The organism is Veillonella sp. AF36-20BH, from assembly GCF_003602765.1.
GTDB classification, from domain to species: domain Bacteria; phylum Bacillota; class Negativicutes; order Veillonellales; family Veillonellaceae; genus Veillonella; species Veillonella hominis.
The window spans coordinates 409,093-434,933 of the sequence record NZ_QTLR01000001.1 but is presented as its reverse complement, the minus strand read 5'-3'; the positions used below and the strand labels follow the sequence as shown (position 1 = coordinate 434,933).

Here is a 25,841-nt window from a genome sequence, read left to right as displayed (position 1 = left end):
ACTTTTAATAACAATTATTTATAATATAACAATGTTATATTATATGTTTTTATAGGAGGTCATTATGCAGCTTTTGGGAAATCTCAAAATACATTTTCTAGCGCTCGTACTAACTGTAGTCGCTGAATTTATAGGCATAAAAAAACTAGGTCCTGTTGTATTGTTGCCATTATTGTACACATTGATTCTAGGTTTATTAATTTCTATTCCTAAGTTTAAAATTCTTACGATTAAACAGATGGAAAAATCTGCCGATTATATCGGTATTGCCGTTATGATCTTAATGGTAAAAGTAGGACTTGGTATTGGTCCAAATCTTGGTATTCTTACAAGTGCTGGCTGGGCATTGTTATTACAAGAGTTTGGTCATTTCTTTGGTACGATTGTATTCGGTTTACCTATAGCTTTGTTAGTAGGTATGCGTCGAGAAGCAGTAGGTGCTTGTTACTCTGTAGACCGTGAGCCGAACGTAGCAATTATTATCGACAAATTTGGCTTTAGCTCTCCTGAGGGTCGTGGCGTTATGGGCATGTACATCTGTGGCGTTCTTATCGGTGCTATGTGGTCCTCCGTATTGGCTGGCATGTTGGCACAATCTGGTTGGTTTCATCCATTGGCATTAGCTATGGGCGCTGGCGTAGGTAGTGCTAGTATGATGGCGGCAGCTACAGCTCCAATCATTGCAGTATATCCAGATTATGAACAACAAATTATGGCTCTTGCTGGGGCTGCAAACTTGTTGACTACCGTTCTAGGCGTATACTTTGGCCTATTTGTTTCGTTACCAGTTATGGAGAAAACATACAACTTCTTTACAGGCCGTACCCGTGAACAAGACTTAGCAGAGGAGGCAGCAAATCATGAGTAAAAGTGAAAAATTAACACAATTTGTCATCGTTATTTGTATCGCTGCTATCATCACTGCAGTAGGTAACGTAATGGATGGTAAACATCTATTTAGCGATAGTTTAGTTGGCGTAGCTATCTTGGCAGTTCTTGCTACAATTGGTGCTTTAATCTCTAACTTGCCATATACTAATAAATTACCTATGGTATTCTGGGTATCTTTAGTTGGTGTTATTGCATCATTACCAGGTATGCCTGGCCAAGAATGGATTATAGCTAAAACTAGCCAAGTTACATTCCTTGCTACAACAACACCAGTACTTGCGTATGCAGGTTTATCCTTGGGTAAAGACCTAGGCGCTTTCCGTCGATTGTCTTGGCGCATTATTCCTGTTGCATTAGCTGTAACAGCAGGTACTTTCATCTGTGCAACAGCATTAGCCCAATTAGTACTTCATTTAGAAGGTTTAATTTAATACTAAATCATAATGTTAGATGTCTAAACTATGTTAAGATATACATATAGATTTATATTTTAGAAGATATCTATATATCATGATCGACCGTATTTTATACGGTCGATTTTATAAAGGAGATATTATGAGCCGTATGACAAAGGAAGAAGTAAAACAACGCGTATGTGAAGCTATTGTTAATGCACAACCATGTTTACGAGAATTGGCTGAATCTATTATGGCTGAACCTGAGTTGGGTTTTAAAGAGGTAAAAACCTCTAAAAAGGTTCAAGATATGTTTGATGAACTTGGCATTTCTTATACTACTGGTCATGCACTGACAGGTGTAAAAGGTAGAATGAAAGGCCGTGATAGCAAATATACGGTTGCAATGGTGGGGGAATTAGATGCCATTCTCTGTCCTCGCCATCCTCGTGCCGATGATTTAACAGGCGCCGCTCATTGCTGTGGTCATAATGTACAAATTACAAATATGTTTGCTGTCGCTATGGGCCTACAAGCTGTGATGGATCAACTCGCTGGGGATGTCGTATTATTTGCTGTCCCAGCAGAGGAAATGATTGAAATTGATTACCGCAATAAATTGCGTGAGCAAGGTAAGCTTAAGTATATGGGTGGTAAGCAACAGCTCATCTATGAAGGAGCTTTCGACGATATTGATATGGCTATGCAAATGCATGTGGAGACAGCCAAAACACCAGCTGGTGAAATGGGGCTTGGTAGTACCTCTAATGGTTTTGTATCTAAACTGATTGAATATCACGGTAAGGTAGCTCATGCGGCTCAAGCACCCCATGAAGGCATCAATGCTCTTAATGCTGCTTTGATGGGGGTTATGGGGGTTAACTCCATTCGTGAAACTTTCAAAGAAAGCGATTATTTCAGATTCCACCCAATCATTAATCAAGGTGGCACATTGGTAAATTGTGTGCCTGATTATGTCCAAGTTGAAAGTTACGTACGTGCCTCTAATATTGAAGCTATTGTAGATGGTAACCATCGTGTGAACAGAGCATTAAAAGCCGGTGGCGATGCAGTAGGGGCCACATGTGTTATCAAGGACTTACCTGGTTATTTGCCGATGCGTAATGATGAACGTATGAATGCTCTATTGCGAGAAAATTCAAATCCTATCTTTGGTGAAGCCAATGTTTACCAAGGCCCACATATTACAGCTAGTACAGACATGGGGGACGTATCTCACTTGATGCCGGTCATCCATCCATGGGTTGGTTGTATAAGTGGTGTACTACACAGTGCGGAATATGAAATCTCTGTACCTGATGTAGCATACATCAAAACAGCACAAGCATTGGCTATGACAATCGTAGACTTACTGTACGATGATGCTGTAGGTGCTAAAGACGTATTAGATAACTTTACACCAGCATTAAACAAACAAAGCTATATTGAACTCTTAGATCGTATTGCTAAGGGTGAATAAAATAAACCACCTATCAAAGATGAATTGATTATCTTTGGTAGGTGGTTTTACAGTTTAAACTCTCTATTGACTATCAAAATAAAAACATAATAAAATATAAAGCAGGTTTACATTTTATTACAAAAGGAGAAATATGAAAAAGAGAGAATTATTATTCTGTCTAAGTTTAGTGTGTATGGTACCAATACATATTTTGGGTGCTAAACCTATTGATACTCAAGAACAACTAGATAGAGCGAGAGAACAACAACTAGCGAGAGAGGCGCGGCTTGGAGAGGGACGAATTACAGTACAAACAGGTGGAATAGATTTTTCATCTGGTTCTTTAACATCACAAGATGGTTATACAGTACCGGCACAACAGCCAGCACATGTAGAGCCATCTTTTTTGGTATCTCATATCCGTGTTGTTTAAGAACCTATTAGTCAGTCTGCAGAATTAACATATAGTAATATGATAAATACTACTATGGATCAGACAACATTTGTGGATAATAGTTCTGCAGCAAGTGTACGATTAATTAAAGGTCCATTATATTATGAAGCACAAAAAAAGAAGATACAATTAAATGTGCCTAACGAGTTTACGTTTCTACGTAAAACAATTAAACCATTTGTAAATCGTAAACTTACAGTTGAAGATGTAAATAGATTATCTACTAACTTAAATACTGCACTTATAGAACATGGATACGTCACGTCTCGGATTGGTATTCCATCCCAATCATTAGCTTCAGGTAATCTACAATTCAATTTACAACTCGGTCGCGTAGAGTCTGTCTTATATAAAACGTATGCACAACCATTGCCATGGCAAAATGCATTTCCTATTCGTGAAGGGGATATCCTTAATATTCGAAATATAGAACAGGGTATAGAGCAAATGAAGCGAATTGGCTCTCAAAATGTGTCTGTTGAGCTTGAGCCAGGAACAAAACCGTTAGCTACGAATATTGTACTTGAAACTACTAAAAAACCAGCAATTCATGGAATGATATCCATAGATGATTCTGGACTAAAAGATACTGGTAAACTACAGTGGACGGCTGCAATTGGAGTTGATAGGGTATTTAATGCTAATGATTCATTAAATTTAAGTATTAATCGAGATGCTGCTCAAGATGGTGAACGAAAAGGTAGTCGAAACCATACTATTTCTTATTCAATACCTAGAGGAAAGGATACCTTTAGTATTTCCTATAGTGATATGAAATATCATCAAACGATTAATTCTATGGCTACTCCATTTATTAGTTCTAGTCATGCCAAGACTGTAAGAGGTTCGTGGAATCATGTATTTCATCGAGATCGAACGACTAAACGTAGTTGGGATATTATTATCAGTAAGCGTAATGCTAAAAATTATATTAATGATGTAGAAGTTGCTGTACAACGTGCTAATACAGCTTCTTTAGAAGTAGGTATATCAGAACGAAGATATATTAAGCAAAACACGTTATATTCTAGAGTGGCTATTAAACAAGGGGTTGGTTGGTTTGGTTCACAACCTGAATATGGTAATGGAGCACCTAGCACTCGATTTACACAACTTTTAGTAGATGTGGATTATCAAATTCCACGTATATGGGGACATAGACCAGCAAGTATTACGTCATCTTTCCATGGACAATGGACATTAGGGGATAAACGTTTATTCTCTAGAGATATGATTAGCCTTGGTAATCGATATACAGTACAAGGGTTTGATGGTGAAAATACACTAATGGCTGAAAGTGGCTGGTATATGCGTAATGAGGTTGCTAGTTACATCCCTAAATGGAAATCAAGTGTTTATGCTAATATTGACTTTGGCGCCGTATATGGTCCAAGTACGGAGGTATTAACAGGAAAATTTATTGCTGGCACTAGTCTTGGGATGAGAGGACAATTTAAATCTGGATTATTCTATGATGTATTTGTTGGGGCTCCTTTATATAAACCAAGTGGTTACAAAACTGATTCTGTAACAGCAGGTTTCCAAGCAGGTGTGCGGTTCTAATATAGTATACGTATTAATTGAGAGAGTAAATATGAAACAAAAACGATTACAATATAAAATAGCAGTATGGCTTACTATGGGTTTAATGATCGTTGATCCTTTAGTCGTACCGTTTGTATATGCAGAAAATCCTATAGAGGTAGATCGAAATGCGCCACATGAAAGACAAGCCATGATCGGACAAGCTGCTAACGGTGTCACATTAGTAAATGTCGTTGGCCCTAGTGCTGGTGGAGTATCTAGAAATGATTATACTAACTTTAACGTACCACAAAATGGTGTAATTCTTAATAACTCTTACCAAATGTCTAATACTAAGCTTGGTGGTTATGTACCTGGTAATGCTAATATGATGCGTGGCTCTGCCAATGTCATTGTTAACGAGGTTACTTCACACAATGCAACTAATATGAACGGGTTTATTGAGGTAGCAGGTCACAAAGCTTCCGTAGTTATAGCAAATCCTAATGGTATTACTGTAGATGGTGGTGGATTTATCAATACAGATCGAGCAGTATTAACTACAGGTAAACCTGAATATGATTCAGCAGGAAATCTAAACTCATATCGTGTAGAGCGAGGAACTGTTGCTATTAATAGAAACGGTCTAAATGCCAAAGATGCTAACTCGCTACAAGTTTTAACAGAAGCAGCAAGTGTAAATGCTGGAGTTTGGGCAAATTCGATTGAAGCTCGCACGGGTAAGAACAAAATAGATGCTAATACATTAGACACGCAAAAACTTGGTAATTCTAACAATATTGGCTTAGATGTATCTGCAATTGGGGGAATGTATGCAAACTCTATTACTCTGAAAGGAACCAATACTGGTCTTGGGGTAAATGTTAAAGGTGTAGTGAGTTCTTCACAGGCCTCTAGTATTACTAGTGATGGTCAAATTGTAGTTGATGGTGGTGTTACAAGTAATGGCAATACTATTTTAGATGGCCAAAGTATAGCAATTCATTCAAATGCTGTAGTACAAGGAGATTCTTCTACAACTGTATATAGTCAAGAAAAGGTAAACAATAGTGGTCTTGTAAACTCTGGAAATACTACAACTATAAATGCTAAATCTATAGATAATCATGAAGGTGGACGTATTTATGGTGATACAGTAGCTATTAAAGCTAATATAGTTACAAATCATACTAATAGTGAAATAGAACAACGCTATCATAAAGCTGGTAAAGAGCTAGAAAAGGCAAAGAATGAACTTGATGCCGAATGGAATGCTGATATATCTAAATATAAGACCAAGCCTGAGCTAGAGGAACATCGTCAACGGATTAAAGATTTAACAAAAGCGTATGATGATGTACAAGAGAAGGTTACTGCTATTAAGGTAGAACTAGATTCTCATAAGTCTGGTGTAATTGCGGGTCGTAATCACGTTAATATAACTTCAGATACAATAGATAATACTGGTAAAGGTCTCATTTATAGTGGTGGAACTATGGACCTTAAAGCTAAACAAGGTATAAATAATACGGGAGCGACTATTAAATCCGTTAAATCTATTGAATTAGATACACCCGTAGTAAATAATAAAAATGTTGCATTAGGTGTAAAGCGTGTTTCAGATGGCATTACTAAAAATCCAGATAAAATTAAAGTTACTCATCCACATCATAAATTAGAAGGACAGGTATTTGATAAGTCTGAGTTCCCATATGCTGATGATTCAAGTGGTTATGGTGTAGCACATATCAAACCAGTTAAAACGCCTGAAGATGAAGCCTATAATAAGGAAATGAATAAGAATGAGAACCGAATAAATCAGTTTACAATCATTAGAAGTGAAGCCGAACAAACTCACAAAAAGGTTACTAATGATGATCCAGGTATCATTAGTAGTGGTGGTGATTTAATAACTAGTGGTATACTTTATAATGATAATAGCAGAGTGATTTCAGGAGGAACTTTTAAGACAAATGGCTCGATACAAAACATATCAGATATGATTAGTGATAAGACTTTTATTACTGGCACTACTCAAGAAAGTAGAACAGAAAAGAAAAGGAAACGTCACGGTTATAGAAGTAAACGTATACGTGTTTGGGGCCCTGAAGTCTTTATGACACCATCGATTACTGAAGAAAATGTAAAACCAATTGGTACTATTAAAGAGCATGCTGAAGATAGAGTATCTAACGCAACTATTAAAAAGGTTAATGATAGTTTAGATCCCTATGGTCTGGGTGGTGGCAAAGGTAAAGCAAGTCAAACCATAGATGGTTTATCGCTACCAACAGAGGCACTATATCAAATTCATCCTGATATTACGGCTAATGCTTTGATAGAGACTGATCCTGCTTTTACTAATCGAAAGAATTTTTTATCATCTCAATTTATGATTGATGCCTTGGCAAATAATCCTGAAAGAAGATCCAAACGCTTAGGTGATGGATTCTATGAACAGCAACTTATTAATGAGCAAATTGTATCAGCTACAGGTAAACAATATTTAGAAGGTTATACAGATAATGAAGCTGAATATAAAGCTTTATTAGAGGCTGGTGTAGCTTTTGGTAAAGCTTTTAAATTAACACCTGGAATTGCTTTATCTAAAGAACAAATGGACGCTATAACAACAGATATGGTTTGGTTGGAAACTAAAACCGTTATAGTAGATGGAAAAGCGCAACAAGTTTTGTATCCTAAAGTGTATTTAGCCAAACAGTCTGCTAAATCTATGGATACAATGGGGGGAATTATAAGTGGCAAAGCTATCGTTAGCAATGCTAATACAGATATTCTAAATCAAGGCATTATGACTGCAGATACAATTGTATTAGGGGCTCTTGATGTAGAAAATACAGGGCGTATAGATGGACGTACAGTTACTATTAAAGCATCTCAAGATGTAATAAATACTGGTAATATTCATGGTAATAAACAAGTTTATATTAATGCTGGCCGTGATATTAATGTAGGTACTCAGGTAGATAGATTACAACATCAAGATGTTGTTGGTCGTCAAGGTACTATAGGTGTAGGAGAAAAAGGTGATTTAGTTTTATCTGCTAAACGAGATATTAACCTTAAAGGAGCTATTGTTCATACTGGAGATAATTCCAAAGTAAGTATTGATGCTGGTCAGAATATTAATGTAACAACAGAGGCATTATCTGCTAAAAAGGATATGACGGTTAATAGTGATAATTATAATCGTACTGACCGCCGTACAGAATTAGGTACAGCTATTTTAAGTGATAGCAATGTTACTTTACGAGCGGGAAATGATGTAAATATCCGTAATGGTATTGTTAATAGTGAACATGGCTTAACATCAGTTGAAGCGGGAAATGATGTTACTATCACTAATGGGAAAAGCTATAGCCGTGATGAATATGGTCTAAAGTATAAAGAAAAAAGTTTACTATCTCGTACAACTAATATCATACGTACAGATCACGAACACACAGGTGTGCTATCTTCAACTATTGGTGGCGATACGATTAATGTGAAAGCTAATCGTAATGTTTCGGTAACAGGTTCTAATATTTTAGGAACAAACGATGTATTAGTATCTGCGGGGAATGATGTGCGTACAGATTCAGGTGAAGAAACACAACGTGATGATGTATATCAATATAGTAAAAAATCTGGATTAATGGGTGCTGGTATAGGATTTACTATAGGTAGTAAAAAAGTGACTGATACAACAGATGGAAGGTATATAAATCAAGTTGCAAGTAACATTGCCTCCTCAGATGGAGAGATTAATGTTAAGGCTGGTAATGCAATTCATAGTACTACGACAAACTATTTTAGTAATCAACCTGCAGACCTTTCTGCTCAAAATGTAACTGTTGATGGGAAGCATAATACTGTACATATAGTTCAAAGTCACGAGGAGAAGCGTTCTGGTCTTACTGTAAGTGTTGGTGGTCAGATTGTTAATGAATTAAATAATGTTCAGCAACTTGGCAAGCGTGCTAACTCTAGAAAAAATAGCAACTTATCAACATTAGAGTATCTTGAGGCTGCAAATACTTTAAAACATGCTTATAATGATGGGACTTCTTATAAAAATGCTAAAATAGAAAAGCTTTTAGAAAAAGAAAAAGATATACTTGCTAAGGCTGATGAACTTAATAAAGCATATCAGGCAGAACATCCTGAAGAGAAAAATGCTATGCATCCAGATGTTAAAACTGCGATCAATAATATAAATAATAGAGCTAAAAAAGATCGTTTACTCAATGTACAAGTTGGTATTGGTTCGAGCAAATTCAAACAGCTTAGTGAACTTAAGCAAGAGAATTATATAGGTAGTTCTATAGGTAGCAAAAATAAAGTAAGTATTACTGCGAATAGTGACAATAGCGATAAAGGCAATATTCAGATTACAGGTAGTGTTATAGAGGCTCCAGAGGTTAATTTAAATGCAACAAATAACCTAAGTTTAGATGCAGGAACAAACTCTTCGGTACAACATGATACATATACAAGTTCTGGGTGGTCTGTTGGTGCTACAGTTAGTCCTCATGGTAATGGTGTTATTGGTTTAGAAGCTAATGTGTATAAAGGTAAAGAAAATGCATTAGAGACAACCAAGACACATACTGGAACTGTTATTCGTGGTAACCAAGTCAATACTATCTCTGGAAATGATACAGATATTATTGGTTCTAAGATCATCGGTGACAGTGTGTCTACAAAAGTTGGACATGATTTAAAAATTGAAAGTTTACAAGATACGAATGACTACCATAAAGTAAGTAAAAATAAAGGTATATCTGTATCCTATGGAATGAGTGGTCCTGCGAGAGTTGGATTTGATAATTCGAGAGGCACGACAGACAGTCACTATGCAAGTGTTACAAACCAGGCTGGCATATATGCAGGTGATGGTGGATATAATGTACAGGTAAATAATGCAACTACACTTACAGGTGGTATAATTAAAGGTAGTACTGATATATCTAAGAATAAATTATCCTCTAACTCTTTATCAATGAATGATATTCATAATGAAGCATCCTATTCAGCGAAGACATCTGGGTATAGTTTATCAACTACTAAACGCTCTAAAAATAATCCAATAGGTATTACTGGTAGCCCTAAAATGGGGATTCCTGTAAAAGGTAATTCTAAATCAACTACTCATTCTGCTATCAGTAAAGGTATCATCGAAGTTGCTGAGAAAGAATCTTTAGAAAAGATTAATCATGATACAGAACAAGCACTTAATAAATTAGCACCAATTTTTGATAAGAAAACAGTAGAAGAAAAACAAATTCTATTAAATAAGCTTTCTGAACATGGATATAAGTTAATTGGAGACGTAAGTGTACATCAACAAACGAGATTACTTGATAAAGCAGTGAAGGCAAAAATGAAAGGCGAAAATGCTAAAGCGGATAAGTATTATCAAGAGTCGAAAAAATGGGGGGATAATGGTATATATAAAATAAGCTTACATGCTAGCTTAGGAGGTTTTTTATCTAATTATTCAGGAAGTAATATTATTTCTGGTGTTAAAGCTTCTGCCGTGAATGAAAGTTTACAAAGTTTTATTAATAAATCCACTAATCCGGAATTTAGAAAAATTATAAGTTTAGTCATTGGTAAAGTTGTCAGTGGAGATACTGGCGGTGCTTTAGCAGAAAAGGCGACTACTTATAATTGGTTAGAGCATCAGAATCGTCAAGATTTAAATTATGATATTTCCCAACTGTTATTTACTAATGCTTATGGCTATGATGAAGATACACGGTGGAGTAAATTAAGAGAGAAGGTTGCTTATTATTATGCTTTAATGGAATATGAACGTGACTATCATGATTATTATGATTCTGATAATTTAGTACATACAACGGACGGAGGCCATATAGGAGAACCTTATTATACAGATGAATCTTACTCAGCATTACTTAATAATTTATTTGCGTATGTAGTAGGTAGTGACCCTAATAATATCAATTATTATACGCATTTAAAAGAGTATTATTATAATAAATTTGTTAGTGAAGAAAAATATATTCAAGATAAGGGCTATAATGTTCGCACTTATGATGCTGGATGGCAAGAAGATGATGGACAATATTATAATAAACTTATAAATGGTGGTACTGTACTAAATGGACGTTTTAGAGGTAAGCAACTTGAGCTTGAGGGATATCCTACAGTTTTAGGTGACGATGGACAAACTTATTATACTTTGGATGAGAATGGAAGACCTTGGTATAACCCTAATCCTAGTAATGAGGTGAAAATACAACTTTCTAAAGAAAAGCAACAATTATTAGTAACTCAAAGATTACATAAAATTAATGAAAATAGTAAGATTGAGAGTAATAATGAAAGTTATACTGTTCAAGATGGAGAAAAAGCTCTTGAATCGTTGTATAATCAAATTCCTAAAATTAGAAAGCAATATAATGGAGCTGCGGAAGCTACAGAAATATTTTTATATGCCGGGGATAAGAGCGATTTAATTGGTAAGTATGGTATAGTTGATGTCAAGGGTTCTACTAATGATATTCAAACTGTTGTCATAGATAAAGATAGTGTATTAGGACAAACAATGGTTCCCTCAGAACGCATGAAATTAGATGCTATCGTTGCATTTATGACTATCTTAAAAGAAAAAGGTATAAATATAGATAATACTGGTCAAAGCACTATTAATAGTCATCTTGGAGTACAAAGTGTTAATCAGTATTTAACTGTTGGAACATATCTTATTAGTCCACGTGTTTTTTATGATGAATATAATGATGTATATTATGGAACAATGATAGTTGCAGATAGATGGGATAATGGTGGTAAATTGGCTAAATTAGGCATAATAAGTTTTGGTGAATATAATAATCCTATTCATAATGCTTATGTTATTCAGGTGACTAATTTGCGTAAACCGTATAATAATGAGGTTCATGACATTCCGTTTTCAGTTAGTGGAAGAGCTGTTAGAGAAAGATTATAAAATGAAAAAAAAATATTTATATTATATATTTATTTCTATAATAGTAATATTAATCTTATATATCTTAGGTTATTCTTTTAGATATCAGTGGTTTATAAACTCTATTGTTGATCAAAAATATAAAATAGGATTAAATCGAGATATTAAAGGTTTTGCCGCTGAATACCCTTATGTTTATACATATGGAGATTATGGAATTTTAATTATTAATACTCTACCTAACGGTAGTATTAAGATTTTACCGAATTATAAAGGTTTTACCCATATAGATGGTGCTTATAGTATTGATGATAGCAGTATATATAGCCTCCAAAAAGTATATGGTGATAGACTATATATTTATTCCTCTATTGATGATTTTACAGAAGATGAACAATTAATTATAGATGAAATAACAAATAAACAACCTAAGAGATTTGATAAAAATGATTGGCTTTATAAATCTATTTAAATAAAAATGCTCAATGAAAATAAATTAGAAATTTTATAATAATTATTTTGTTTAATGGATTTGACATTAATCCCTCTGTATTGCTACAATATTGTGTATAATATATGCGATGAAGCAGAGTAGTAAACCTCTCTAGCGAGTGAGGATGGTGTAAGCTCACATTTGGTTGAAGGCGCTGTAGAGCATTGGCAGGAACGCAGAAATCTGTTAGTAAAGGCCAACATAGAAAAAAGAGGGCGCAAGCCAAATAGGGTGGAACCGCGGGTATACTCGTCCCTGTAACGTTTTTCGTTACAGGGACTTTTTTGTTTGTAACGAAATGGTTGATTTTATGTCGGTTGTGTAAAGTGGAGGCAGCAATGACATTTCAAGAGATTATTTTAAATCTACAAAAATTCTGGAGCGATCAAGGTTGTATCGTTCAAAATCCATATGACATCGAAAAGGGTGCAGGTACAATGAACCCTGCTACATTTTTGCACGCTATTGGTCCTGAACCATGGTCTGTATGTTATGTAGAGCCTTCTCGTCGTCCAGCAGACGGTCGTTATGGTGATAATCCTAACCGTTTGTTCCAACATCATCAATTCCAAGTTATCGTGAAACCATCTCCAGATAATATCCAAGAATTGTACTTACAATCTTTGGCTGCATTAGGCATTCACGCAGAAGACCACGATATCCGCTTTGTTGAGGATAACTGGGAATCTCCAACATTGGGCGCTTGGGGCCTTGGCTGGGAAGTATGGCTCGACGGTATGGAGGTAACTCAGTTTACATATTTCCAACAAGTTGGCTCCATCGACTGTAAACCAGTTTCCGTAGAAATTACATACGGTCTAGAACGTTTGGCTATGTACATTCAAGGCGTAGAAAATGTATATGACCTTAAATGGAATGAAAATGTTACATATGGTGACGTTTGGCATGCTAACGAAGTTGAACAATCCGTATATAACTTTGAATTAGCTGATACAGATATGCTTTTCAAATTGTTTGATATGTACGAAGCAGAAGCAAAACGCGTTTGCGGTGCAGGTTATGTATTACCAGCTTACGACTATGTATTGAAATGCTCCCACACATTCAACTTGCTTGATTCCCGTGGCGCTATTTCTATCAGCGAACGTACAGCTTTCATCGGTCGCGTACGTGCATTAGCTCGTATTTGTGCACAACAATACCTTGCTAAACGTGAAGAATTAGGTTTCCCACTTTTGAAAGGAGATAAATAAGATGGCAAAGGATTTATTATTTGAAATCGGTGCAGAAGAAATTCCTGCCGGCTTTATGCCAAATATCTTAGGTCAATTGAAACAATTGGCTGAAACAAAATTAAATGATGCCCATCTTCCTTTTGAAAGCATCGCAACATACGGCACACCACGTCGTTTGGCTCTTATCGTTAAAGGTCTTGCTGATACATCTGCCGAAATCAGTGAACGTCATAAAGGTCCATCTGCGTCCATCGCTTATGATGCTGACGGTAATGCTACTAAAGCGGCTATCGGCTTTGCTCGTGGTAAAGGTCTTGATGTAGCAGATCTCGTTGTAGAAGATGGTTATATTTACGCAGAAACTAAAACTGCAGGGGTTCCGGCAAAAGATATCGTTACAGAAATGTTGCCTCAATTGATTACAGGCCTTAACTTCCCTAAATCTATGCATTGGGGGAATTTAGATGCTAAGTTTGTACGTCCAGTACGTTGGCTTGTAGCATTACTTGATGAAGACGTAATTCCTGTAGAATTTGCTACTGTTCAATCTGGTAATGTAACACGTGGTCATCGATTCTTAGGTGCTGATGAAATCAATATCAAAAATGCAGCATCTTATGTGGACACATTAAAAGAAAACTTTGTTATGGTTGATCAAGACGCACGTCGTAAATTGATCTCTAAACAATTACATGATATTGCAGCTTCTAAAAATGCATCCATCGTTTGGGATGATGATTTGTTAGAAGAAATTAACTATCTTGTTGAATGGCCTTCAGCATTGTGTGGTGGTTTTGAAGAGTCCTATTTGGCACTTCCAGATGCAGCTATCATCACACCTATGAAAGACCATCAACGTTACTTCCCATTGGTTGACCAAGAGGGCAAATTGTTGCCAATGTTCTTAACAGTTCGTAACGGATCCGACCATTCCATCGAAGTAGTTCAAGCTGGTAATGAACGTGTATTGCGCGCACGTCTTGATGATGCTAAATTCTTCTTCAACGAAGACCGTAAGAAACCTCTTATCGACCGTCAAGATGGTTTGACTAAAATCGTATTCCAAGAAGGTCTTGGTAACTTAGCAGATAAAACTGAACGTTTGCTTAAATTGGGCCGTGTATTTGGTGAAGAATGTGGCTTGCATGAAGATGCAGCTGTTGTGTTAGAACGCGCTACAGAGCTTGCTAAAACTGATCTTACAACAGGTATGGTTACAGAGTTCACTGAATTACAAGGTGTAATGGGTAAAGAATACGCTTTACTTGATGGTGAGTCCGAAGAGGTAGCAGAAGCTATTTTCGAACAATATTTACCACGTTTTGCAGGCGATGTATTGCCTCAAACTGAAGCAGGTAAAGTATTGTCTCTCATCGATAAAGTAGATAACATCGTTGCTACTTTCAGCCGTGGTTTAATCCCTACAGGTTCTCAAGATCCATATGCATTGCGTCGTCAAACAATTGGTATCTTGAACATCTTGCTTGGTAGCGAATGGAATATCAGCTTGCGTCCAATCTTCAAAGCATCTATGGAGTTATTGAATGTAGCTGCTGATAAACAAGAGGAATTGCTTAACAAAGTTGAAGAGTTTTTCACACTACGTTTGAAAAATATCTTCCTTGATCGCGAAGTTCCTCATCATGTCATCGACTTGTTGTTGTCCAACAATGAATTGTCCGTTGCTGATGCTGAAGGTCTTGTAAATGCATTGTTAGTTAACCGCATCGATGAAAACGTTGAACTTGTTCAAGCTTATACTCGTATGTACAATCTTGTAAAAGATGTGGAATATACTGGTGTTAATAACGATTTGTTGAAAGAAGATGCTGAAAAAGCATTGTTTGAAGCTGCTTCTAAAGCATCTGAAATAAGTAGTGCTGCTTGGGAAGCTGGCGATTATGATGCAGTCGTGGCAGTTCCAGCTACTTTAGTTCCAACCATCAACAAATTCTTTGAAGATGTAATGGTTATGGATAAAGATGAAGCTATTAAAGCTAACCGTTTACAACTCGTTCGTTTAGCATACAGTGTAATGGCTATTATTGGCGATATTAGTGCGTTAAAATAACATATTTTAGTAAAAGTTAAATTTTTTACAATGATATACAGGAGAAGAGGTACCGTGCGTACCTCTTTTTTGCTTTTATGAAGAATATGCAAACTTTATGCAGGATTTTTAGAGACTATGGCGAATACTTTATAATATACAAAGTTGTATGAGGAGATAGATGATTATGAATCATGATGAATTATATAAAGCCTTATGTAAGGTGCCAAGCGGCAAAGAAAAGTCTCGTGATAGAATTATTATTGAATTATATATGCGTTCTCAAGGAGCATCACAGAAGCAGTTAGTAGATTCTCTAAATATGCGTCCCGCTACTGTGTCGGAGCAGACAGATATTCTCATTGAATTGGGATATGTTACAAAACATATTGATTATATGGACAAACGTATATCTGTAGTTACTTTAACAGATGAGGGGAAACGGTTAGGCAAAACTCTTTTACATACATATAACGAATTTCTTAGTGTAATGTTCTCTGATTTATCAGATGAAGAACAGGAGAATTTATACCGCTTATTAGATAAGTTAAAACGACCAATTATACGTAAATAATACGTAAATATTTGGATTTTAAAATAATATAGAAAATACTTGCTAACAGTACGTGATTTATGATACTATATTGCTGTTAATTTGAGACAGTCCGCTGCCTATAAGGTGTAGGTATTGAATGTCTGCAAACAGGAGGAAACAATGAACATTATTAACGTACTTGAACAAGAACAACTTCGTACAGACATCCCTACATTCCGCGCTGGTGACACAGTTCGTGTACACGTAAAAGTAGTGGAAGGTACTCGTGAACGTATCCAAGTGTTCGAAGGTTTGGTAATTAAACGTCAAAACGGTGGCGTACGTGAAACTTTTACAGTTCGTCGTATTGCATCCGGTGTAGGTGTAGAACGTACATTCCCACTTCACAGCCCACGCTTAGCTAAAATCGAAGTTATGCGCCGTGGTGTTGTTCGTCGTGCTAAATTGTACTACTTACGTAACCTTACTGGTAAAGCTGCTCGTATTCGCGAAAAACGCTAATGTTCATAAAAGGCTGCCGTTGGCAGCCTTTTATTTTTGCTAAAATTAGATATGAATAGTTCTATTTCATTATTATCTGAATTAAATTATTATAATAGAGAAATATAGAGCTATAAAAGATAGATAAAAATATAAAACATACATATAAATATAAATATAAAATATACTAAGTATTTCTAAGAGTTTAAGTATCTCTAAGAGATGTATATGAGTATGTAGAAAGGAAATACTATGGCAGATTCACCTATCGTACATTGGTTCCCTGGTCATATGGCGAAAGCCACACGTATGATTACGGAGTATATCAAAAAGGTAGACGTAGTTATTGAGTTACTAGATGCGCGTATTCCTCGTTCTAGTGCGAACCCAGTCATCACAGAACTCGTTGGTCAGAAACCTCATATCGTACTGTTAAATAAAGTAGATTTAGCAGATCCTAAAGCTACAAAGGAATGGACTGAGTTCTTTACAAAACAAGGCATCATCGTATTGGCTATCGATTCTAAGTCTGGCAAGGGTAATAAGAAGTTAATATCCACTGTAGAGCGTTTGAGTAAACCTATCATCGACCGTTGGGTTGCAAAAGGTATTCGTAGCCGTTCTGTACGTACTATCATCTTAGGGATTCCTAACGTTGGTAAATCTACATTGATTAACTCTTTAGCTGGTTCTGCTGCAACGCGTACAGCTAATAAGGCAGGTCATACACGTGGTCAACAGTGGGTTAAAATCGGTAAAAATCTTGAATTGCTTGATACACCAGGTGTATTATGGCCAAAATTAGAGGACCAACGTGCCGCGGCTCGCCTCGCTATGACAGGTGCCATTTCCGATGATGTTTATGATTTAGAGCATGTTATAAAACAGCTATTAAATTACTTATTGACGAACACGCCAAATATTTTGGTAGAGCGTTATAAATTAAAAGAAGAAGAGATGACCGATGTTGATACGATTCTTGAAAGCATCGGACGTCGTCGAGGTTGTCTTGTAAGCGGTGGCATTGTAGATTTTGACAAGGCTCGCCGTATTATCTTGCAAGACTACCGCAATACTAAGTTAGGTACAATTACTCTCGATCAAGTTGATGAAGAACCGTACTACCCTGCAGATGGTGAGGAGAGTCATAATGGATAAGGATGTATTTTCTAAGTTAAAAGTAGCAGATATTAAAGCTCTCTTTGAAACTGAACAAGCCTTAGAGATTTTGTCTTTTGCTCAAGAGGATACTCGTAGTTCTGTACAGAAATTGGCTGCTTCTTATATTAAGCGTCAAGAAAAAGAGTTAAAAGAACAGCAACGCCTCATAGGTATGTATGACTATGAAGGCATGTTCTATGATCAAGGTATCTATCATGTGGCTGGTGTTGATGAAGTGGGGCGTGGTCCTATTGCGGGGCCTGTCACGGTAGCTGCTGTTATCTTGCCACCTATGACATTAATTCCAGGCCTTAATGACTCTAAAAAACTAACCGAAGAAAAGCGTGAAGCGCTCTATGATATCATCATGGACGAAGCCGTTGCTGTTAGCTGTATTTCCTACGGCCCAGAAAAGATTGATGAACTCAATATTTATGAAGCAACGCGACAAGCGATGTATGAGGCTATTCGTACGCTCAGCGTACCAGCTGAAGCAGTAGTGGCTGATGCTATGAAATTGCCTGATTTAACGATTCCTGTTGAATCCATTATTAAGGGCGATAGTAAAAGCGCTAATATTGCTGCTGCATCCATCATTGCAAAGGTTACGCGAGATCGATATATGAAGAGCCTTGATGTTGAGTTCCCTGGTTATGGCTTTGGTATTCATAAAGGTTACTATACGGAATTACATAAAAAAGCTATCGAGCAACAAGGGGTAACACCGCTTCATCGTAAGAGCTTTGAGCCTATTAAATCTATTGTACGTTGGGTTAAACCTGAGTAAATCTTAGTTATTTATATATGGGTAATAGATTTACTTTATGATTCGACTATTAAGTTAAGTCCTATAGTCGTATTAGTTTTATTCGTTATATCATTATAAATTGCATATAGTTTATATCCGTAAAGAGGTTCCTATTGGTCACCTATGTGACTATTAGGAACCTCTTTTGTATTTACTTTTGTTACCTCCATAATTTACGCTACAAGTAAGTATTACCTGTTGAAAGATTAATATAGTATAGATATTAAATTCTATGAGTTGTTGTTGCAGATACACCTTATTAGGAGGTATATATGAAAACGATTAGTACTGGTAAAGCATTTAATGAACTCGATTCAAAAGAACTGGGCAAATGGGGGGAACGAGTAGCTACCAATTATATTGAAAAAATGGGACTTACGGTAGTAGATACAAATTATCGAACCCGTTTAGGCGAAATAGACATCATTGCTAAACGTGATTTAGTCTATCATTTTATAGAGATTAAAGCTCGCCGAGGTATGCAACATGGACTAGCACGTGAGGCAGTTACCAAGAAAAAACAAAAGCATATTAAACGAGCTGCTATGTTGTTTCTATATGATTTAAATCAAAAAAAGCGCCGTTGGAAGGAAATATCCTTTGATGTAATAGAGGTGTATTTGCACGAGGACTTTCAAAGTTCTATTCATTATTTACCACAGTGCTTTTAGTGAGGTCAGTTTATGTACGCAAAATTAAATGGAGCCACCTTACACGGCATTGATGGATGTATCATTACTGTAGAGGTTGATATATCACAAGGTTTGCCGGTCTTTGATATCGTTGGACTACCTAATCAATCTGTTAAAGAGGCTCGTGAACGGGTACGAGCGGCCATTAAAAATAGTGGATACGAATTTCCAATGAGACGCATCGTAGTCAATTTAGCCCCGGCTACAATTCGTAAAAGTAGCGCTGGGCTCGATTTAGCAATCGCTTTAGGGGTTCTGCTTGCATCAGGACAGATAAATGGGCGTAAAGCTAAAATTTCGGCTTTATTTGATAAGAGTTTGTTTATGGGAGAGTTAGCGTTAGATGGTTCGTTATTACCGACCTTTGGGACTCTAGCTATGTCGCTAGCAGGATTAGATGCTAATTATTCAAAAATTTATACAAGTATTGAAAATGGTAAAGTGCTACAGTCTATTCCTAATTTAACTATATATGGTGGATCATCACTACAAGGAATTATTACTATTTTAGAGGAACAAATTAAGCCAAAGGTAGTTGATAAAAATAAACAAATAAGTATCAAAAAAGGAAAAGTAGATAAACACAATGCCAATAAATCAATTCTAGGGCCTTTAGAGTCTATGCCATTAACCGGAAGCAATGAAAATCTAGATACAATCAGTAAACCACAAGTAACTATGATTAGTAATAATTGTGTTGATACGTCTGTTACGGATGAAAGTATAACTATAAAGACTAATCAACCATATACAGTTGATTTTGGCGATGTACAAGGTCAAGAGTTAGGCAAACGAGCCATGCTCATCAGTGCTGCAGGTCATCATCATTGTATTATGATAGGGCCTCCAGGTGGGGGTAAAACGATGATGGCCGAACGATTGCCGACCATATTGCCTCCTATGACTTGGAATGAAATTGTTGAAGTGAGTCGTATACAAGATGTAATAGGTTTACTAGGTGATAATGGGCTAGTGAAATCTAGACCTTTTAGACATCCTCATCATACGGCAACTTTGGCTAGTATGGTCGGTGGAGGGATACAGGGACGTCCTGGAGAGGTAACATTAGCTCATGGAGGCGTATTATTTATGGATGAAGCGCCTGAGTTTCAACGCCAAGTAATCGATGCATTACGACAGCCTTTAGAGTCTAGAACGATTACTATAAATCGGTCTCAAGGAAATTATATATATCCAGCTAATTTTATTTGTATTCTTGCGGCCAATCCTTGTCCTTGTGGGTATTACCATGATCCTTATAAGGAATGTGTCTGTACAGAAACGATGGTTAAAAACTATCAGCAACGGTTATCAGGGCCGATTATGGATCGTATTGATTTGCATATTCCCGTTGAGAGACCGACCCTTGAACAGCTGTTAGATACATCATCTTCAAATATGACGAGTGAAAGTATGAGACAACAAGTTATCATGGGCACTGCTATGCAACAGAAACGATATGAAGGTTTTGACTTTAATTCGAATGGAGCAGTTCCCCATAAGGCAATTAGTGAACTATGCAATATTACAGATAAGGCTTGGAGTGTTTTAGGCAATATATTTGACCATTTTCATTTAAGTGGGCGAGCTTTTGATCGCATATTAAAGGTGGCTCGTACAATTGCTGATTTAGAAGAAAATCCAAAAGTAGAACCACATCATATTTCTGAAGCAATGTTATTTAGAACTGGCAAATAAAGTAATTATCTCATAAATTTAGTAGTTGTTTATTTGCCAAAAGTAGTTGTTTGATTCTATATAAAATTAATGATTATATACTTAGAAAGAATTACTAGGTGTTTATATGATTAGATACGATGACAATATTTATATTGCAGGATTACAAAGCTTATACAATGTTGGAGCCACATATGTAAGGCGTTTTATAGAGGATTTTGGATCCCCTTATGATGCGTGGCAAGCTATTAAGAATGTAGAAAACTTAAAATCTTATACATATATTTCTGCATCTGATAAACGTGCCATTTCAGCATCGGCTAAAGATGAAAAATTAGAGTATATTATCCATAAAGTAGACGAATACCAGATGGATTTTACTACCTTTTTAGACAAAGACTTTCCGTCTATTTTAAATCATATATATAATCCGCCAGCTATTTTGTTTATGAGAGGTAATCGAGCACTTTTAGATGAACGATTAAATCGTATTGGTATAGTTGGGGCACGGAGTTGCTCCTTATATGGTCGGAATGTGGCAAGAATGCTCGGCAAGGAATTGGGTAAATATAGCACCATTATTGTCAGCGGTGGGGCTCGTGGTATAGACTCACATGGTCATGAAGGCCTTTTAACTAGTCAGGGGTACGGAATCGTTGTTATGGGATGTGGTTTAGATATTACCTATCCTCGAGAAAATGCAAAATTATTTGATCGTATGTTACAAAATAATGGGTTACTTCTATCCGAATACCCGCCGGGTACACCGCCGTCCGCAAAACATTTCCCAGCACGGAATCGTATTATTAGTGGATTATGCAGAGGTGTTATCGTAGTGGAGGTCAAGTCCAGTAGTGGTTCTTTGATTACGGCAGATATGGCGGTTAGTGAAGGTCGAGATGTATTTGTGGTACCATGTAATCTATTAGACCATACGGCTGATGGAAATAAATTTCTAATGAGAAATGGTGCATATGTACTTACTGGGTATGAGGATATAGTTGAACAATATCATTTAACATTGCGGGAATATTTTTCTAGTGAACAAAAATTTTTACCAACAAGGAATAATGAAAATAAAGGTGTAAAAGATAGCGTTCAAATAGGGAATCATAGTCAAAGTGTTGATAGAAAAGGGTGCTCTATGTTAAGCTTTAATGTGGATAGGAGTGTAATATTGAGTGAAATACCTCATGATCGATGTATTACGGTTAGTGATATTTTGAAAGCTACTCGTATTCCATTACAACAACTACAGCCCTTATTACTAGAGTTAGAAATGGAAGGGGCTATAGAGAATCATCCGCCGAGAGGCTATATTAATATGACTAGGAGTGATATACTTGTCCATTAAACGATCTATCGTTATTGGCGAGCCGAAAGCAGCTAGTACTAGTAATGACACAAAAAAGAAAAATACTAAGAAAGAAAGTACTACGATAAAGCGTAAGGTAGCTAAGGAAGCCCTTACTCCAATGGGGATTGTACGGGATAAATCTGTACTACAAACTTCAGTGCCACCGGAGCAACGCGAACCTCGCGTATATAATCCTGATGGCAAAGTATTAGTAATCGTAGAGTCTCCTGCTAAATCTAAAACAATTGAAAAATTCTTAGGTCCCAACTACGTTGTAAAAGCGAGTATGGGCCATTTACGAGATTTGCCTAAATCTCAAATGGGCATCGATATAGAGCATGATTTCACGCCGCGCTATAGTAATTTGGTAACACGTAAAAAGGTTATTGATGAACTAGTTTCTTATGCTGATGAAAGCAGTGCCGTATTGCTCGCAACTGACCCTGACCGTGAAGGGGAAGCTATTTCTTGGCATTTAGCGTACATTCTAAATGTAGATCCTACATCTACATGCCGTATTACGTTCAATGAGATTACTAAAAATGCGGTAGCAGAAGCATTAGGTTCTCCACGTACTATCGATATGAACATGGTAGATGCTCAACAAGCACGCCGTGTATTAGACCGTATCGTAGGCTATAAATTGAGTCCTTTATTATGGAAAAAGGTTTGTAAAGGCCTCAGTGCAGGTCGTGTGCAATCCGTTGCAGTTCGACTTATCTGTGAAAGAGAGCGAGAAATTCAAGCTTTCGTGCCACAAGAATATTGGACTATTGAAGGCAATTTTGAAACGCCTAAAAAAGAGGCTTTCACAGCGGAATTAACCCATATTAAAGGTGAAAAAATCGATATTACTACTGAAAGTGATGCACAAGCCATAGTTGATGCTATTGGCAATGAAGATGCAGTAGTGACTAATATTGAAAAGCGCAAGCGTTCTCGTAAAGCGGCACCTCCATTTACAACATCTACCTTGCAACAAGATGGTGTGCGTAAATTGAACTTTGGTGCTAAGCGTACGATGATGATTGCTCAACATTTATATGAAGGTTTAGAAATTGGCTCCTATGGCCACGTAGGTTTGATTACATATATGCGTACAGACTCTACGCGTATCTCTAAAGAGATGCAAGCTATGGCTAAGGACTTTATTCTTCGCAATTATGGGGAAGACTATTATCCGTCTAAACCAAATGTGTACGGCTCTAAGGGTTCTGCACAAGATGCGCATGAGGCTATTCGTCCTACATCTCTCGAGTTAACACCTAAAATGGTGGAACCATTCTTGAGTCGTGATGAACTTAAGCTATATACGTTGATTTGGAATCGTTTTATGGCTAGCCAAATGGCGCCGCAACTAAATGAATCCACAACGATAGAGTTGAATGTAAAAGATGACTATACATTTAAAGCGACTGGCTCTCGTGTTATCTTCCCAGGTTTCAGTACCGTTTATGAAGATGCAAAAAAAGAGGATGTACCTCAATTACCTGTTTTAAAAAAGAATGATGCTGCCCATACGGTAGAGGTATTGCCTGAACAACATTTCACACAACCACCTCCACGTTACTCTGAGGCGAGTCTTATCAAGACATTAGAAGAACTCGGCATTGGTCGCCCTAGTACATACGCACCAATTCTAGATACTATCGTAAGCCGTAACTATGTGGAAAATACGAATAAACAATTCGTGCCTACAGAGCTAGGCTTTGTGGTGGTAGATTTCTTGATTGCATACTTTGAAAAAATCATCAATACTGGCTTTACCCGTGATCTAGAAGAAGAACTAGATGCTATTGCGTCTGGCAAGGATACGTATGTAAAAGTATTATCTGATTTCTACGAGGTCTTTGCGCAAGAGCTAGAAGATGCAAGTGACGTAGACCGCATTGAAATTGCATCTATGGAAAGTGATGAAATCTGTGAACTTTGCAATAGCCCAATGGTATATAAATTTGGTCGCTACGGTAAGTTCTTAGCATGTTCTAACTTCCCGGAATGTAAAAATACTAAACCTATTACAGTAGGAACTGGTGTAACATGTCCTAAATGTAAAGAAGGGGAAATCGTAGAACGCAAGTCTCGTCGTGGGCGTATTTTCTATGGCTGTAATCGATACCCACAATGCGACTTTACATTATGGGATAAGCCAACTCATGATTTCTGTGAAACATGTGGTTCTATAATGGTTGAAAAGACATATAAAAATGGTACAGTTAAAAAGTTCTGTTCCAATGAAACTTGTCCTACTAGGCCACCAAAGAAAACAAGAAAGAAAAAAAGCGAAGCTAGTGAAGAAACTGTAAAAGAATCTAAAAAGTCTAGCAAAGCTAAAAAAGAGGAAACTACAATTGAATCATAAAAATGTTATCGTTATTGGTGCAGGCCTTGCAGGATCCGAAGCAGCTTGGCAGCTTGCTAACCGAGGCATTCATGTAGACTTATATGAAATGCGTCCTGTTAAGAGTTCTCCTGCGCACCAAACAGATCAATTTGCAGAGCTCGTATGTAGTAACTCGTTGCGCGCTGGTAATATTGAAAATGCGGTAGGTCTTTTGAAAGAAGAAATGCGTCGTCTCGGTTCCATCATTATGGAATGTGCTGATGCAACTGCTGTTCCTGCAGGTGGTGCTTTAGCCGTTGATCGTCATTTATTTAGTGAAATGGTGACGAAAAAAGTAAAAGGTCATCCTAATATTACAGTTCATCTAGAAGAGGTCACTGAACTTCCTACAGAAGCAACTGTTATTTTTGCATCTGGTCCGCTTACATCTGAAGCATTAGGAGATAAGATTAAGGCCTTAACTGGTGAAACAGGCTTTTACTTCTACGATGCTGCTGCACCTATTGTAACGGCTGAATCCTTAAACTATGATAAAGTTTTTGCTGCCTCACGTTATGATAAGGGCGATGCGGATTATCTTAACTGTCCTATGACAGAAGAGGAATATAAAGCGTTCTGGCATGAGCTTACAACGGCTGAAGCCGTACAACCAAAAGATTTTGAAAAGGAAATCTACTTTGAAGGCTGTATGCCCGTAGAAATTATGGCGAGCCGTGGGGAAGATACATTGCGTTATGGTCCCTTAAAGCCTGTGGGCTTAGTGGATAAACGCACCAATGAGGAATCTTATGCAGTTGTGCAATTGCGTAAGGAGAATAAAGAAGGTACCATGTTTAATTTGGTAGGCTTTCAAACTCATTTAAAATGGGGCGAGCAAAAGCGTGTATTCGGTATGATTCCAGGCCTTGAAAATGCCGATTTCATTCGTTATGGTGTTATGCATCGCAATACGTATATCAATTCTCCTGAGTTATTGAATCATGCATTCCAGCTTAAAAAGGAACCGCGTTTATTTTTTGCTGGTCAAATGACTGGAGTTGAAGGTTATTTAGAATCTGCTGCTAGTGGGCTAATGGTAGGCCTACAAGTAGACCGTTACTTAGAGGAACAACCATTTATTGAATTTCCTAAGACGACGGCTATCGGTTCCCTTAGTCACTATATTTCTAACTACGAAGGTTCAAATTTCCAACCAATGAACGTCAACTTTGGTATCATGGATCCATGGCCTCAAAAAGTACGCAAGAAAAAAGAAAAAAATGCACTGATTGCAAATCGTGCTTTAGAAGAACTGGATGCTCTAAAAGCTAAAGAAAATTTATAAGAAATAGCCTTTTAAGAAATAG

Annotated in this window: 18 protein-coding genes; all 18 read left to right on the top strand. The window is 36.9% G+C overall.

Going from position 1 to position 25,841, the window contains the following annotated elements; all coding sequences use genetic code 11:
* Positions 1–64: 64 nt before the first annotated feature.
* Positions 65–868 (top strand): DUF3100 domain-containing protein, encoded by an 804-nt coding sequence (locus DW000_RS02110; RefSeq protein WP_039964965.1) that lies wholly within the window; start codon positions 65–67, stop codon positions 866–868.
* Positions 861–1,322, top strand: coding sequence for a hypothetical protein (locus DW000_RS02105; protein ID WP_038125372.1), 462 nt, complete (start codon positions 861–863; stop codon positions 1,320–1,322). The genes DW000_RS02110 and DW000_RS02105 overlap by 8 nt, the downstream gene beginning before the upstream one ends.
* Positions 1,323–1,446: 124 nt before the next feature.
* Complete coding sequence (locus DW000_RS02100) at positions 1,447–2,766, top strand: amidohydrolase (protein ID WP_120054816.1); 1,320 nt, start codon at positions 1,447–1,449, stop codon at positions 2,764–2,766.
* Positions 2,767–2,899: 133 nt separating this feature from the next.
* A complete protein-coding gene (locus DW000_RS02095; protein WP_120054815.1) occupies positions 2,900–3,181 on the top strand; it encodes a hypothetical protein in 282 nt (93 codons plus the stop codon).
* A 54-nt stretch (positions 3,182–3,235) separates the two neighbouring features.
* Positions 3,236–4,765: a ShlB/FhaC/HecB family hemolysin secretion/activation protein gene (locus tag DW000_RS02090; protein ID WP_243624512.1), complete on the top strand. Its 1,530-nt coding sequence runs from the start codon at positions 3,236–3,238 to the stop codon at positions 4,763–4,765.
* A 31-nt stretch (positions 4,766–4,796) separates the two neighbouring features.
* Positions 4,797–11,702, top strand: coding sequence for a hemagglutinin repeat-containing protein (locus tag DW000_RS02085; RefSeq protein WP_120054813.1), 6,906 nt, complete (start codon positions 4,797–4,799; stop codon positions 11,700–11,702).
* On the top strand, positions 11,653–12,153 hold the full coding sequence (locus DW000_RS02080) for a hypothetical protein (protein WP_231968110.1): 501 nt from the start codon (positions 11,653–11,655) through the stop codon (positions 12,151–12,153). Before DW000_RS02085 ends, DW000_RS02080 begins: the two co-directional genes overlap by 50 nt.
* 359 nt (positions 12,154–12,512) lie before the next feature.
* Positions 12,513–13,388 carry a glycine--tRNA ligase subunit alpha gene (glyQ, locus tag DW000_RS02075; RefSeq protein ID WP_012864405.1) on the top strand — a complete coding sequence of 292 codons (876 nt, stop codon included), beginning with the start codon at positions 12,513–12,515 and terminating at the stop codon, positions 13,386–13,388.
* 1 nt (position 13,389) lies between these two features.
* Entirely contained in the window at positions 13,390–15,441 is a 2,052-nt protein-coding gene (gene glyS, locus DW000_RS02070) for a glycine--tRNA ligase subunit beta (RefSeq protein ID WP_120054812.1), read from the top strand.
* A 166-nt stretch (positions 15,442–15,607) separates the two neighbouring features.
* Positions 15,608–15,994: a MarR family transcriptional regulator gene (locus tag DW000_RS02065; protein ID WP_120054861.1), complete on the top strand. Its 387-nt coding sequence runs from the start codon at positions 15,608–15,610 to the stop codon at positions 15,992–15,994.
* A 141-nt stretch (positions 15,995–16,135) separates the two neighbouring features.
* Positions 16,136–16,477, top strand: a complete 342-nt coding sequence (gene rplS, locus DW000_RS02060; protein WP_004695921.1) for a 50S ribosomal protein L19 — start codon at positions 16,136–16,138, stop codon at positions 16,475–16,477.
* Positions 16,478–16,708: 231 nt separating this feature from the next.
* Positions 16,709–17,614: a ribosome biogenesis GTPase YlqF gene (gene ylqF, locus DW000_RS02055; protein WP_120054811.1), complete on the top strand. Its 906-nt coding sequence runs from the start codon at positions 16,709–16,711 to the stop codon at positions 17,612–17,614.
* Positions 17,607–18,404 (top strand): ribonuclease HII, encoded by a 798-nt coding sequence (locus DW000_RS02050; RefSeq protein ID WP_120054810.1) that lies wholly within the window; start codon positions 17,607–17,609, stop codon positions 18,402–18,404. The genes ylqF and DW000_RS02050 overlap by 8 nt, the downstream gene beginning before the upstream one ends.
* A 293-nt stretch (positions 18,405–18,697) precedes the next feature.
* Positions 18,698–19,096 carry a YraN family protein gene (locus tag DW000_RS02045; RefSeq protein ID WP_004696986.1) on the top strand — a complete coding sequence of 133 codons (399 nt, stop codon included), beginning with the start codon at positions 18,698–18,700 and terminating at the stop codon, positions 19,094–19,096.
* Between the two features lie 12 nt (positions 19,097–19,108).
* Positions 19,109–20,815: a YifB family Mg chelatase-like AAA ATPase gene (locus DW000_RS02040; protein ID WP_120054809.1), complete on the top strand. Its 1,707-nt coding sequence runs from the start codon at positions 19,109–19,111 to the stop codon at positions 20,813–20,815.
* A 106-nt stretch (positions 20,816–20,921) separates the two neighbouring features.
* The gene (gene dprA / locus DW000_RS02035) at positions 20,922–22,148 is read left to right on the top strand and encodes a DNA-processing protein DprA (protein WP_120054808.1); all 1,227 of its coding nucleotides are present in this window, start codon (positions 20,922–20,924) and stop codon (positions 22,146–22,148) included.
* Positions 22,138–24,513, top strand: a complete 2,376-nt coding sequence (gene topA / locus DW000_RS02030; protein WP_038125361.1) for a type I DNA topoisomerase — start codon at positions 22,138–22,140, stop codon at positions 24,511–24,513. The genes dprA and topA overlap by 11 nt, the downstream gene beginning before the upstream one ends.
* Complete coding sequence (trmFO, locus tag DW000_RS02025) at positions 24,503–25,819, top strand: methylenetetrahydrofolate--tRNA-(uracil(54)-C(5))-methyltransferase (FADH(2)-oxidizing) TrmFO (RefSeq protein WP_120054807.1); 1,317 nt, start codon at positions 24,503–24,505, stop codon at positions 25,817–25,819. Before topA ends, trmFO begins: the two co-directional genes overlap by 11 nt.
* Positions 25,820–25,841 lie beyond the last annotated feature (22 nt).

Coding starts and splice junctions, on each gene's coding strand:
- DW000_RS02100 (WP_120054816.1), top strand. CDS start 1,447: ATGAGCCGTATGACAAAGGAAGAAGTAAAACAACGCGTATGTGAAGCT.
- DW000_RS02090 (WP_243624512.1), top strand. CDS start 3,236: ATGGATCAGACAACATTTGTGGATAATAGTTCTGCAGCAAGTGTACGA.
- dprA (WP_120054808.1), top strand. CDS start 20,922: ATGATTAGATACGATGACAATATTTATATTGCAGGATTACAAAGCTTA.
- DW000_RS02040 (WP_120054809.1), top strand. CDS start 19,109: ATGTACGCAAAATTAAATGGAGCCACCTTACACGGCATTGATGGATGT.
- DW000_RS02050 (WP_120054810.1), top strand. CDS start 17,607: ATGGATAAGGATGTATTTTCTAAGTTAAAAGTAGCAGATATTAAAGCT.
- DW000_RS02080 (WP_231968110.1), top strand. CDS start 11,653: ATGACATTCCGTTTTCAGTTAGTGGAAGAGCTGTTAGAGAAAGATTAT.
- ylqF (WP_120054811.1), top strand. CDS start 16,709: ATGGCAGATTCACCTATCGTACATTGGTTCCCTGGTCATATGGCGAAA.
- DW000_RS02045 (WP_004696986.1), top strand. CDS start 18,698: ATGAAAACGATTAGTACTGGTAAAGCATTTAATGAACTCGATTCAAAA.
- DW000_RS02105 (WP_038125372.1), top strand. CDS start 861: ATGAGTAAAAGTGAAAAATTAACACAATTTGTCATCGTTATTTGTATC.
- DW000_RS02110 (WP_039964965.1), top strand. CDS start 65: ATGCAGCTTTTGGGAAATCTCAAAATACATTTTCTAGCGCTCGTACTA.
- glyS (WP_120054812.1), top strand. CDS start 13,390: ATGGCAAAGGATTTATTATTTGAAATCGGTGCAGAAGAAATTCCTGCC.
- glyQ (WP_012864405.1), top strand. CDS start 12,513: ATGACATTTCAAGAGATTATTTTAAATCTACAAAAATTCTGGAGCGAT.
- DW000_RS02085 (WP_120054813.1), top strand. CDS start 4,797: ATGAAACAAAAACGATTACAATATAAAATAGCAGTATGGCTTACTATG.
- DW000_RS02065 (WP_120054861.1), top strand. CDS start 15,608: ATGAATCATGATGAATTATATAAAGCCTTATGTAAGGTGCCAAGCGGC.
- rplS (WP_004695921.1), top strand. CDS start 16,136: ATGAACATTATTAACGTACTTGAACAAGAACAACTTCGTACAGACATC.
- DW000_RS02095 (WP_120054815.1), top strand. CDS start 2,900: ATGAAAAAGAGAGAATTATTATTCTGTCTAAGTTTAGTGTGTATGGTA.